10 protein-coding genes and 1 pseudogene are annotated in these 12,401 nt (G+C 43.5%); 9 read left to right on the top strand and 2 right to left on the bottom strand.

Features of this window, described 5'->3' with window-relative positions; translation table 11 throughout:
- A pseudogene (locus AC5FEC_RS10050) lies at positions 1-152 on the bottom strand (IS481 family transposase); the annotation flags it as partial.
- Positions 153-359: 207 nt separating this feature from the next.
- Here AC5FEC_RS10050 and AC5FEC_RS10055 point away from each other — a divergent pair.
- From AC5FEC_RS10055 to AC5FEC_RS10090, 8 genes are all read left to right on the top strand, one after another.
- Positions 360-803 (top strand): zinc-dependent MarR family transcriptional regulator, encoded by a 444-nt coding sequence (locus AC5FEC_RS10055; RefSeq protein ID WP_037618418.1) that lies wholly within the window; start codon positions 360-362, stop codon positions 801-803.
- Positions 800-1,510 carry a metal ABC transporter ATP-binding protein gene (locus AC5FEC_RS10060; RefSeq protein ID WP_217473579.1) on the top strand — a complete coding sequence of 237 codons (711 nt, stop codon included), beginning with the start codon at positions 800-802 and terminating at the stop codon, positions 1,508-1,510. Before AC5FEC_RS10055 ends, AC5FEC_RS10060 begins: the two co-directional genes overlap by 4 nt.
- Entirely contained in the window at positions 1,503-2,309 is an 807-nt protein-coding gene (locus AC5FEC_RS10065) for a metal ABC transporter permease (RefSeq protein ID WP_493662087.1), read from the top strand. The genes AC5FEC_RS10060 and AC5FEC_RS10065 overlap by 8 nt, the downstream gene beginning before the upstream one ends.
- A gap of 9 nt (positions 2,310-2,318) precedes the next feature.
- A complete protein-coding gene (locus tag AC5FEC_RS10070) occupies positions 2,319-3,821 on the top strand; it encodes a zinc ABC transporter substrate-binding protein AdcA (RefSeq protein ID WP_493662088.1) in 1,503 nt (500 codons plus the stop codon).
- A gap of 147 nt (positions 3,822-3,968) precedes the next feature.
- Positions 3,969-4,412 carry a CopY/TcrY family copper transport repressor gene (locus AC5FEC_RS10075; protein ID WP_493662089.1) on the top strand — a complete coding sequence of 148 codons (444 nt, stop codon included), beginning with the start codon at positions 3,969-3,971 and terminating at the stop codon, positions 4,410-4,412.
- Positions 4,412-6,658, top strand: coding sequence for a heavy metal translocating P-type ATPase (locus tag AC5FEC_RS10080; RefSeq protein WP_493662090.1), 2,247 nt, complete (start codon positions 4,412-4,414; stop codon positions 6,656-6,658). Before AC5FEC_RS10075 ends, AC5FEC_RS10080 begins: the two co-directional genes overlap by 1 nt.
- Before the next feature lie 55 nt (positions 6,659-6,713).
- Positions 6,714-6,929: a heavy-metal-associated domain-containing protein gene (locus tag AC5FEC_RS10085; RefSeq protein WP_493662091.1), complete on the top strand. Its 216-nt coding sequence runs from the start codon at positions 6,714-6,716 to the stop codon at positions 6,927-6,929.
- An 87-nt stretch (positions 6,930-7,016) separates the two neighbouring features.
- Entirely contained in the window at positions 7,017-7,565 is a 549-nt protein-coding gene (locus AC5FEC_RS10090) for a DUF6287 domain-containing protein (protein WP_493662092.1), read from the top strand.
- A 66-nt stretch (positions 7,566-7,631) separates the two neighbouring features.
- Here AC5FEC_RS10090 and AC5FEC_RS10095 read toward each other — a convergent pair whose 3' ends face one another.
- Complete coding sequence (locus AC5FEC_RS10095) at positions 7,632-8,237, bottom strand: TetR/AcrR family transcriptional regulator (RefSeq protein WP_493662093.1); 606 nt, start codon at positions 8,235-8,237, stop codon at positions 7,632-7,634.
- Between the two features lie 191 nt (positions 8,238-8,428).
- On the opposite strand from AC5FEC_RS10095, the gene AC5FEC_RS10100 reads away from it, so the two are divergent.
- A partial coding sequence (locus AC5FEC_RS10100; protein ID WP_493662094.1) for a Cna B-type domain-containing protein occupies positions 8,429-12,401 on the top strand: 3,973 nt, incomplete at its 3' end.

The raw sequence follows: 12,401 nt of genomic DNA on the forward strand, positions 1-12,401 counted from the left end.
CGTTTATTCCAACGCATAAGAGAGGCTTTTGAGACTTTGTATCTCCGACAGATAAAGGCGACAGAGGTACCGTTACGATAGGTTTTGACAGCGTGATAGCGGGTATCCAAAGTATGTGGCAGGTAGCGGATGTTTTGTGGTATACTATTCATGAGAAGATTCCTTTTTTTGATGGTTGTGTCAGAACTAATCCTATCAAGGTTTCTTCTTTTTTGGTACTCAGGTCTCACATCTATTGTAACGCTACATGGCTAATTCTTGTGAAAACAATGTATATTTTTAAATTGGAACTTGATTCTTTTATTTTTTATGATATACTTAACTAGTAAAAAATTAACCGGTTAAAGGAGTGGAGAGAAATGATGGATTTAGCACATAAGATTAATCATTTTTTGAATGAGGTCATATTGACAGCTGAGAATCAACATGAAATTTTGATCGGTTCTTGTACGAGTGATGTACGGCTAACGAACACGCAGGAGCACATTTTGATGCTTTTGTCTCAGGAATCTTTGACAAATTCTGATCTGGCGAAACGGCTGAATGTTAGCCAGGCTGCTGTAACTAAAGCTGTTAAGTCTTTGGTGGAGCAAAAGATGTTGCAAACTTTCAAGGATAAGAAAGATGCTCGTGTGACTTTTTATCGTTTGACTGACTTGGCGCGACCGATTGCGGAAGAGCATCAGCACCATCATGTGCACACCTTAGACACCTACCATAGATTGGCAGAGCAATTTTCTTCTGATGAGCAGGAAGTAATTGTGAAATTTTTGGATGCTTTGATTGGAGAAATTGGGAAATGAGATATATCACAGTGGAAAATCTGTCCTTTTACTATGACAAGGAGCCTGTGTTGGAGCATATTCACTATTTTCTGGATAGTGGCGAGTTTGTAACCTTGACGGGGGAGAATGGGGCTGCTAAGACGACACTTGTCAAGGCTAGTTTGGGAATTTTGCAGCCTAAGCATGGGGAAGTTAAGATTTCCAAGACCAATGAGCGAGGTAAGAAACTGCGGATTGCTTATCTTCCTCAGCAGATTGCTAGTTTTAATGCGGGTTTTCCTAGTACGGTTTACGAATTTGTCCAGTCTGGGCGCTATCCGCGCAAGGGCTGGTTTCGCCGTTTGAATGAACACGATGAGGAGCATATCAAGGCTAGTTTAGAGTCGGTTGGAATGTGGGAACATCGGGATAAGCGGATCGGTTCACTTTCTGGTGGCCAGAAGCAGAGGGCTGTGATTGCTCGGATGTTTGCTTCAGATCCGGATATTTTTGTCCTAGATGAGCCGACAACAGGGATGGATGCAGGCAGCAAGGATGAATTTTACAAGCTCATGCACCATAGTGCTCATCAGCATGGGAAAGCTGTCTTGATGATTACGCACGATCCGGAGGAAGTTCGTAAATATGCTGACCGCAACATTCATCTGGTTCGTAATCAGGACTCGCCTTGGCGCTGTTTCAATGTGCATGAAAGTGACAGCGGACAGGAGGTGAGCCATGCTTAATTTATTTTCCTATGATTTTATGCAGCGAGCCTTTTTGGCAGTTATTGCCATGAGCCTCTTCTCACCGATTCTGGGGACTTTCCTGATTTTACGTCGGCAGAGCCTTATGAGTGACACGCTCAGCCACGTTTCACTGGCGGGTGTGGCTTTTGGCTTGATTCTTGGGCTATCACCCACTCTCACAACGGTGCTTGTCGTCATTGTTGCAGCAGTCTTCTTAGAGTATCTGCGAACTATCTATAAGAATTTCATGGAAATCGGGACAGCCATTCTTATGTCAACCGGCTTAGCTATTTCCTTGATTGTTATGAGTAAGGGCAAGAGTTCTAGCTCGATGAGTCTGGACCAGTATCTATTTGGCTCCATTGTGACTATCAGTAGGGAGCAGGTAATTTCTCTCTTTGTCATTGCTGCTGTGGTGCTCGTCTTGACCTTCCTCTTCATTCGCCCCATGTACATCTTGACCTTTGATGAGGATACGGCCTTTGTGGATGGGCTACCTGTGCGGACCATGTCTATTCTCTTCAATATCGTGACGGGTGTTGCGATTGCCCTCATGATTCCAGCTGCGGGAGCCTTGCTTGTTTCGACCATCATGGTCTTGCCGGCTAGTATTGCCCTGCGGATTGGGAAAAATTTCAAGTCGGTTATTTTGCTGGCAAATGCCATTGGTTTCTTTGGTATGATTGCTGGACTTTATATTTCTTACTATGCAGAGACGCCAGCTAGCGCTAGCATTACGATTATTTTCGTCAGCTTGTTCTTGCTGGTCAACCTGGTCAAAAAATTTATGAAATAGGAGCAGAAAATGAAAAAAATTAGCTTACTATTAGCAGGTTTACTGAGTATTTTCTTAGTAGCTTGTTCCAATCAAAAAAATTCAGATGGCAAGCTCAATATTGTCACAACTTTTTATCCGGTTTATGAGTTTACTAAGCAGGTCGCTGGAGATGAGGCCAACGTTGAACTCCTCATCGGGGCTGGGACTGAGCCGCATGATTATGAGCCTTCAGCTAAGGCAGTTGCGACTATTCAGGATGCAGATGCCTTTGTCTATGAAAATGAAAACATGGAAACTTGGGTTCCAGATCTTTTGAAAACTTTGAAAAATAAGGAAGAAACGGTTATTAAGGCGACAGGAGATATGCTCTTGCTGCCTGGTGGTGAAGAGGAAGAAGACCACGACCATGGGGAAGAGGGGCATCATCATGCCTATGATCCTCATGTCTGGCTATCTCCGAAGCGGGCTATTAAAATGGTGGAGCACATCCGTGATAGTCTGAGCAAGTCTTACCCTGACAAGAAAGCTGCTTTTGAGAAAAATGCAGCGGCTTATATCAAGAAGCTGGAAGCCTTGGACAAGGAATATGAAGATGGTTTGGCTAATGCCAAGCAAAAGAGCTTTGTCACTCAGCACGCAGCCTTTAAGTATCTGGCATTGGACTATGGCTTGAAGCAGGTGCCAATTTCTGGACTTTCACCAGACAGTGAGCCATCCGCTTCTCGCTTGGCTGAATTGACCGAGTATATCAAGAAAAATAAAATCAAATATATCTACTTTGAAGAGAATGCTTCTCAGGCTTTGGCTTCTACATTGGCTAAGGAAACAGGAGTAGAGCTTGATGTCTTGAATCCGCTGGAAAGCTTGACCGAAGAGCAGACCAAGGATGGGGCAGACTATATTTCTATCATGCAGGCCAATCTAAAGGCTCTTAAAAAGACTACTGATCAAGAGGGAGCAGAGATTGCTGCTGAGAAAGAAGAAGACGATAAGACTGTTCACAATGGTTACTTTGAAGACAGTGCTGTCAAGGACCGGACCTTGTCTGACTATGCTGGTGAGTGGCAGTCTGTTTACCCTTATCTGAAAGACGGGACCTTGGATCAAGTCTTTGACTACAAGTCTAAGCTGACTGGGAAAATGACGGCAGCTGAATACAAGGACTATTATGACAAGGGCTACAAGACAGATGTTTCCAATATCAATATCACAGACAAGACCATGGAATTTGTGGTAGATGGAAAATTCAAGAAATATACTTATAAATACGTTGGTAAGCACACTCTGACTTACTCTAAGGGAAATCGAGGGGTACGCTTTATGTTTGAAGCGACAGACGAGGATGCTGGCCAGTACAAGTATGTTCAGTTTAGCGACCACAACATTGCACCAACCAAGGCAGCTCATTTCCACATCTTCTATGGCGGCGAAAGCCAGGAAGCACTCTTTGATGAGCTGGAAAACTGGCCGACCTACTATCCAAGTAAGTTGACTGGTCAGGAAATTGCCCAAGAGATGTTGGCGCACTAATGTGAGTAAAGCAAGAAGACGGGACTAGCCCGCCTTCTTTTTTGTATATGAGGAAGTGACAATAAAAAGGCTTGACAATTTTTGATTACAGATGTAAACTAATATAGGATTGAATTACAAACGTAAATGCTAAGGAAGTGCTAGAAAATGGAACAGCAAAATATCAGTCAAGCTGAATGGCAAGTGATGCGTGTGCTGTGGGCCTATCCACACAGTCGCAGTACAGAGATTATAGCCCGTTTGGAAGCTGACTTTTCATGGAAGCCGGCAACCATCAAGACACTTTTGAATCGTCTGAAGACCAAAGAATTTATCGCCATGGAAAAAATTGAGGGTAAGTTTTACTACGATGCTCGGATTTTGGAAGCGGATCATCTGGAAAGTACATGGCAGGCGCTTTTTGATAATATTTGTAATACCAAACACGGAGAGTTGTTGATATCAATGATTGAGAGTCACCAGTTTAGTCAGAGTGATTTGGAGCGGCTCAGTCAGGTTATAGACAAAAAAAGAGTTTCGGCTCCGCTGGAAATTAAATGTCACTGCCCTCAAGGCCAGTGTCGTTGCGGGCACGGAAAGGTGGCGCATTGATGAGCGAGAAGAAAGAATACAGAATCTCTGGTATGACCTGCGCTGCTTGCGCTATGGCGGTGGAGATGGCGGTTAAGGACTTGGCAACGGTTGAGGAAGTCAGTGTTAATCTGGCAACAGATCGGCTCAGTTTGCTTCCTAAGGCGGGATTTGACAGTCAGCAAGTGCTGGATGCTGTAGCTGAGGCTGGTTATCAGGCTGAAGAAAAAGGGGAGAGGCAGCAGGCGGAATATGCTCGGGATGCAGTGGCCAAAGCAGCAGTGCTGGACAAGAAAAAAAGGCAGATTCAGCTACTTTTTACAGCGACTCTACCCCTGCTCTATATTTCCATGGGGAGTATGATTGGCTTACCCCAGCCGAGCTTTTTGGATCATACGCAGGCTCCGCTGACTTTTGTTTTGGCTCAGTTGTTACTGACTCTACCGGCCCTCTGGGTCGGACGCGGTTTTTATCAGAGAGGTGTGCGTAATCTCATCAAGAGGCATCCGAATATGGATAGTCTGATTGCTGTGGGGACAGGAGCAGCCTTTCTCTATAGCCTTTATGCGAGCGGTCAAGTGTTTGCTGGCCAGCATGCCTTTGTTCATCAGCTTTATTTTGAGTCGGTTTCTGTTATCATCAGTCTGGTTTTGCTGGGCAAATACATGGAAAGCTCAGCCAAAGGTCGGACTTCGCAGGCTATTCAAAGTCTGATTAAACTCCTGCCCAGTCAAGCGACAGTGATTCGCTATGGTCAGGCTGTGGTCATTGATACGGAGGAGATTAAGCTTGGAGATATTGTCCGCATTAAGCCGGGTGAACGTATGCCGGTGGATGGGGTTGTGACGGAGGGACAGACCTATGTAGATGAGTCTATGATGACCGGTGAGAGTCTGCCGGTAGAAAAGAAGGTAGGAGATACGATTACCAGTGCGACGCTAAATCAGAATGGTACCATTGACTACGAAGCGACTAAGGTGGGGGCTGATACGACTCTAGCACAGATTGTTCGTTTGGTAGAGGAAGCCCAAGGGTCCAAGGCTCCCATTGCAGCTTTAGCTGACAAGATATCGCTCTATTTTGTCCCGATTGTCTTAGGCTTGGCGACTGTGGCAGGCTTGGGATGGTATTTTCTGGCGGGTCAGAGTCTTTCTTTCTCCTTGTCCATTTTCATTGCGGTTCTGGTTATTGCCTGTCCCTGTGCGCTGGGCTTGGCGACTCCAACAGCTATTATGGTCGGGACGGGTAAGGGAGCTGAAAATGGCATTCTTATCAAATCTGGCCAGGCTCTAGAAGCGGCCTATCAGCTGGATGCGGTTGTTCTTGACAAGACAGGGACCATCACCGCTGGCCGGCCTAGCCTGACAGACCTTGAAGTCTTTGGGGATTTGCCACGGGCTGAGTTGCTGCGTCTGGTTGCTAGTGGCGAACAGCATTCGGAGCATCCTTTGGCTCGGGCTCTGCTAGCAACCGCTGAGGAAGAAGGTGTTATTCTGTCTCCTGTCAGTGATTTTCAATCCATCTCAGGGCGTGGTCTGAGGGCTCGGGTGGAAGAACGGACGATCTTGATTGGGAATGAAGCTTTGATGGCGGATTACCAAGTTGATGCGAGTCAGGCTCAACAGCGCCTACGGGCTCTTTCTCATCAGGGTAAAACTGTCATGCTACTGGCTGTAGATGGTTGTTTAGCAGGACTTCTGGCTGTGGCAGATACCATTAAGGAAAACAGCCCAGCAGCTATCAGACAGCTGCAGGAATTGGGATTGGAAGTCTTGATGCTGACGGGGGATCGTCAGGAAACAGCAGCCGCTATTGCTCAGATGGTTGGTATCAAACAAGTCATTGCTGGGGTTCTGCCAGACGGTAAGGCAGATGCTGTGAAAAGACTGCAGGAACGAGGGAAGAAAGTAGCCATGGTTGGAGACGGCATTAATGATGCCCCAGCCCTCGTCCAAGCAGAAGTGGGGATTGCGATTGGATCCGGTACCGATGTAGCCATCGAATCAGCGGATATTGTACTGATGCATAGTGAGTTGCAGGATGTAGTCAAGGCCATCCAGCTCAGTCAGGCAACTATAAAAAATATCAAGGAAAATCTTTTCTGGGCTTTTGCTTACAATACGCTGGGCATTCCTGTTGCCATGGGGCTGCTACACCTCTTTGGCGGTCCCCTGCTTAATCCTATGCTGGCAGGGCTGGCTATGAGTCTTAGTTCTGTCTCAGTTGTTGCCAATGCGCTGCGCCTCAACCGTTTTAAGGCTAAATAGGCGTGCATGCTTTAGAAAAGTTCAAAAATACTAAGAAAACACTGGAGGAAATCTCATGAAACAAAAAGTCCAATTAGAACATGTATCTTGTCAAAACTGTGTTAAGCACGTTACAGGGCATTTTTTGAAAATAGAAGGGGTCTCGGATGTGCTTGTGGATTTAGATAGTAAAACTGCTCAGGTCACAGTAGATCGACCCTTGAGTGCAGAAGATTATCAAGCAGCTTTAGCTAAAACCATCTATAAAGTTCTGCAAGTAGAGAATATCTAAAGTTCCATTCTAGTTTGGGAGTGCCTTGTAAAACGAGTTGAAAAAGTCTATACTAGATAGTAGATTTTACTTAGAAAGTGAGAAATCATGAGGAAAAAATCAGTTTATTCTTTGTTGATTTGTATAATGGTGGTGACTTTAGCGGCTTGTTCACACAATAATGAAAATTCCAATCAGTCGACATCAAGCTCGCTGCAACAAGAATCGAGTCAGCAGCCAGAGAGCAGTTCGTCTGCGGTCAGCAGTCAGAGTTCGCTGGATTCAAGTTCAGAACAGACGAAAGAGGAGAAGGAAGCGATGGACATTTCTGCCTTGGTGAATGGTGACTACTCTGGTATCGAGGGAACTTGGCAGGATGCTGCTGGAAATCAGTTAGTGTTTGATGCTAAGGGGCTGGTTTCTGACAGCTATGAACTCTATGGTGCTTCTCTGACAGATTATGGAACAGCTTCTGGTGGTGTCTACGGAGGAGAGACTGGCGGTTTTCTGCTGGAGTTCATTCCCAAGGGAGTCAAAATAGCAGATAAGGAGAACTTTCAAGACAACTCAGACACAGCGCGTGATCGAATTTGGGCTGGAGTTGGGATGAATACTTTTGATGAACAGGGCACCTTTTATTATCGCATAAATGAATAAAAACACCCTCACTAAGGTCTAGTCAGTTAGATCTTGGTGAAGGTGTTTTCTATTTTTAAAAATTTCTTATTCCGAAAATAGAGATGTCGGCAATTGCTCTTGAGGGTTCTCTGCTCTGGCAACATAGCTTGAAATAGGAAAATGAATAACGAATAAAAATGTCTGGACAAATTGTTCAGGAGGAGTTGGCTCTGGTTGGACAATCCAAATTTCTAATAAATTCATAATCCCTTTTACTAGAAGTTGCGATACTTTTTCTTTAGGCACCTGTATTACGTCGTGGTTGATGGAAACATTCTCATTTTGAAAGTCAAATAAAATAGAAGAAAAAAAGGGAATCCAGTTGGGGTTAGCAGCTGTAGTATAGAAGCACTGTATCCATTTTCTGTGCTTATAAAAAACTGGGAGAAAGTGATTTGCAAAAAAAACGAAAGGATCTGCGATGGTAGAGCGATCATATGTTTGTAATACAGCAGAAAATTCTGAATAAAGAATTCGATGAACTTCTTCAATAATCTCTTCGGTGCTATTAAAATGTTTTTTATAAATAGCTTGTCGGGAAATGCCAGCTTGCTGGGCAATTTCTGCTAATGAAAAATGTGACTTTGAAGGATTTTCTAAGGCTAGTTCAAAGAATGCCTGAATAATTTTTTCTTTTGTATTTCGCGCCATATATTATTTGCTGCTCTCCTTTCCAATAAGACTAAGCCAAAAGTTGACAAACTGTCAAGAAAAAACCTCTAAAGGATATGGTCTTTTTAGTTAATTTGAAGTACAATAATAACGATTATAATATAAGACGAACATAATATCAATATTTATATTCTACGCTTATAAAAAATTAGGAGAAGGAGAAATTGATTATGAAGGCAAAGAGGTGGATAGGCTTCTTTTTATCTTTATTAGCAACTTTTGCTGTTTTAGGATTTTGGAATGTCCAGCGCGTTTCTGCTGCCGACGTTACCGATAAAGCCCATTTCGAGGATTTGAAGATTACTGTAGCTGAAACAGGAAGCACCTCAACGGGTTTTCATGGTGAAAGTGAAACACAGGTGGCTTTGAAGTTCTCGGGTAAGTTTTCATTTCCAAATGTGGCGGTCAATGAAATCAGGAAGGGGGATTACTTTATTGTAAAGGCTCCTGACAACTTGAGCTTGAAGGATGAGACCATGGATTTGATAGATACGACATCAAATACCAAGATGGGAACTGTTCAGGTTGATAACTCCAACCATCAATTGAAATTTACCTTTAATGCTGAGGTAGAGAATAAACAAAACATTCGTGGAGAATTCGTTGCACAAGCATCTGAGACGGTCACAAAAGAGGAGAAGACTGTGACCTATGTCATACCTGGTGGCAAAACGCAGCAGATAACCTACACAGTAAAGAAATATGATAAAGTCTCTCTTGAAGGAGAACTACTTAATAAGTATAGCAGTCATCACACAAGTCTTCCGCAAATCAATTACTATATGAAATTCAATCGCTCTAAAACAGATATGGGCAATCATGTGATAGAGATTAAAGATGATCTTTCAAAAGGGGCTTTTGCGAACTATATAGAATCTAGCTTTACACTATATGAGGCAGAGTACAAGACGACAGATACCAATGATGCTGGTCTTACAAAATTAGGTAAGGAATATGGAATCACAACGGATCCAGCTGTCTACCAAGCGGATTCAGACAACAAAGCCTTGCTGACTTATACCAACGGAAAGCGTAGCTTTGTGCTACGTATGCCGACAAATATGGGGACAAAAAGTTTTCTGTTCCGGTACTCGACTACTTCACCGGCAGATGGTTCAACCGTTACCAACACAGCCCAGTACCTGATTGATAACCAACCGCAACTTATTTGGAAAACATGGGGAGGTACAAGCGGTACTCAAAAAGAAACAACTATTAACACAAAGAGTGTTAAGTCTGCTGGTGCGACTATTACCGCTGATATCGCTGGCAAGATCAAAATCACAAAATACGACGAGGCTGATGCAAGTGTTAAGTTGAAAGATGTTGTTTTTGAAATCTTCCGAAAAAGTGATGGGGCTAAAGTTCAGGAAGTGAAAACTGATGAGAACGGGATTGCCCTTACAGATTCTCTCAAAAATGATAAGTATATCGTCAAAGAAAAAACACCTAAACCTGGCTATGTCGCTAATAGTAAAGAATTTGAAGTCGAGATGAAGGGCGAAGGTGTTCCTCTAAACATCTCCAACAAACGTGTGACAGTTGACTTTGAAGCAACCAAGACTTGGGTAAACGGAAAAGCAACTGACTACAAAGAAGTCAAACTCGGTTTGTATGTGCACAAAGAAGGACAAACTGTTGCAGATGCAAAACCTGTTACTGGGAACTATACTCCTGAAGTGACAGAGTCTAACGGTGTCTACACTTACAAGTGGAAAAATCAACTACCTAAGTACGATGTCGATGGAACCACAGAGTTAGTCTACTCTGTTCGCGAACATCAAGACCAGACAGACCTTCCTTTGCAAGAAGGAGAGAAAGTCAAAGTTGGAGAGAATAACTATGTCGTATCTTACAATGCAGACAAGACTCAAGTTACCAATACTTATGAAGTTCCAAAAACAAACGTGACGGCTAAGAAAGTCTGGGCAGGCGGTCAGGAATATGTTCGTCCAACACTCTACTTCAAACTCTATCGTACACCAGAAGGTGGAGTTGAAGAAGAAGTGGCTGGTGTTGAGAAGAAAGAAGTTCCAAAAACAAATGGAACTGTCGAATGGACAGACCTTCCTGCGACAGATGAGCACGGCGTGAAGTACACTTATAGTGTGATGGAAGTTGATAATGAAGGCAATCTTGTCACTACAGTATACGGTTACACCGCTAACCAAACAGCGGGTCTTACTGTTACAAATACCTATAGCACTTCACCAACTGAGGCGGACATTAAAGTCAAAAAAGAATTGACTGGTGGTCGTCCAACACCTCTTCAAGCGAATGAATTTGAGTTTATCTTGAGAGATAAAGATGGGCAAGAAGTTCAAAGAGCTAAGAATGATGCAAATGGTGATGTAGTCTTTAAAGATATCCCTTTTACACAAGAAGGACATTACCAGTACACGATTGAGGAAGTAAATGCTGGTCAAACCATTGATGGGGTGACCCATGATGCGAGAACGGTTCCTGTCATCGTACACGTCTATGATAATGGAAGAGGTCAGCTGGTTGCCTGGGTTGAAAATTTTGCCATTTCAGCTCTAACAGCTCCTATTGCTGATTTCTCATCTGTAGCTGCTGGTTCAAATCTCGTACCTCCAATCTCTGGGGCTATTGATGCCATTACAGATGACGGAATTCAGACATTCACAAATACCTACAAAGCTACCAAGGTTAAAGTGCCTGTTGCTGCAAGGAAAACGTTTATCAATAAGAATACAGATCAACCGATTCAGCTTAAAGGCGGTGAATTCGAATTCGCCTTGTTGGATGGAGAGGGGGATCAAGTCGCAACCACGACAAATGATGCAGACGGGAACATTCAGTTTGGTGAATTGGAATTTAACAAACCAGGTGAATTCACTTATACCATCATTGAAAAGAATACAGGCACAACTGATAAAGGGATCACTTATTCTAACACGACTGTCGAAGTGACCATCACAGTAAGGGATAACAATAAGGGAGCTCTTGAAGCAAGCGTTTCTTACGACAATAATAACAGTACTTTTGAAAACACCTATAAGGCTAAAAACGCTAAAGCAAGTCTCGAAGTAACGAAGAAGCTGATCGGTCGAAATCTCGAAACCGATATGTTTGAATTTGCTTTGACAGACCAAGTCGGTAACGTTGAAACAGCGAAGAATGGTGCAGACGGAAAAGTTAAGTTTAAAGAATTGTCATTTGATGAAGAAGGCACTTACACTTACACCATCAAGGAAGTGAAAGCTGGAACAACTGAAAATGGGATCGCCTACGATGCGAAGACCGTCACAGCTAAAGTAACTGTAACAGATGATAAAGAAGGCAAACTGCACGCATCTGTTGAGTACAGCAGTGATGCCAGCGATGGCAGCACAACCTTCACCAATGTTTACACACCAGACAAAACCCAGGTTTCTGTGAAAAAAGTTTGGGAAGATGGGAACAACCAAGACGGCAAACGCCCAGATTCTATCACCGTTAAACTCCTTGCCGATGGTCAAGACACAGGTAAGACCCTTGAACTCAATAAAGAAAATAATTGGTCAGGAAACTTCACGAATCTGGATGCCGATAAAGGCGGCACTCCAATCACCTATACAATCGCAGAAGTTTCAGTTCCAGCAGGTTACACTTCAGTCCTTACTGGCGATGCCACAACTGGCTTCACGATTACAAATCGCTACAATCCAGCAGAAACAAATGTTTCTGTAACTAAAGTTTGGGAAGATGGGAACAACCAAGATGGTCTCCGTCCGACCAAGATTATAGTGAATCTGCTAGCAGATGGCGTTAAGGTTGACTCAAAAGAAATCCAAGCTGCTCAAGATGGTTCTTGGACTGCTACATTTACAGGTCTTGCGAAATATAAAAATGGTCAAGAGATCCAGTATACTGTAACAGAAGAAGCAGTTGATGGTTATATTCCAGAAATTACTGCCGATACAGCGACAAGCTTTACGATTAAAAATACCCACGACCTAGCTACAGTCTCCGTTGAAGGAACCAAGACTTGGGAAGATGGGAACAACCAAGATGGCAAACGCCCAGATAAGATCAAGGTTCTCTTGAACAAGACGGTTGACGGCGTAACCACTAAGGTTGCGGAACAAGAAGTAACCAAGGATAACTGGACTTATGAGTTCAAAAACCTGCCGAAATACG

This window comes from Streptococcus sp. STC1396, assembly GCF_058933875.1.

Bases quoted from the DNA above. Each gene is read 5' to 3' on its own strand.
- AC5FEC_RS10055 (WP_037618418.1), top strand. From the start codon at position 360: ATGATGGATTTAGCACATAAGATTAATCATTTTTTGAATGAGGTCATA.
- AC5FEC_RS10060 (WP_217473579.1), top strand. From the start codon at position 800: ATGAGATATATCACAGTGGAAAATCTGTCCTTTTACTATGACAAGGAG.
- AC5FEC_RS10065 (WP_493662087.1), top strand. From the start codon at position 1,503: ATGCTTAATTTATTTTCCTATGATTTTATGCAGCGAGCCTTTTTGGCA.
- AC5FEC_RS10070 (WP_493662088.1), top strand. From the start codon at position 2,319: ATGAAAAAAATTAGCTTACTATTAGCAGGTTTACTGAGTATTTTCTTA.
- AC5FEC_RS10075 (WP_493662089.1), top strand. From the start codon at position 3,969: ATGGAACAGCAAAATATCAGTCAAGCTGAATGGCAAGTGATGCGTGTG.
- AC5FEC_RS10080 (WP_493662090.1), top strand. From the start codon at position 4,412: ATGAGCGAGAAGAAAGAATACAGAATCTCTGGTATGACCTGCGCTGCT.
- AC5FEC_RS10085 (WP_493662091.1), top strand. From the start codon at position 6,714: ATGAAACAAAAAGTCCAATTAGAACATGTATCTTGTCAAAACTGTGTT.
- AC5FEC_RS10090 (WP_493662092.1), top strand. From the start codon at position 7,017: ATGAGGAAAAAATCAGTTTATTCTTTGTTGATTTGTATAATGGTGGTG.
- AC5FEC_RS10095 (WP_493662093.1), bottom strand. From the start codon at position 8,237: ATGGCGCGAAATACAAAAGAAAAAATTATTCAGGCATTCTTTGAACTA.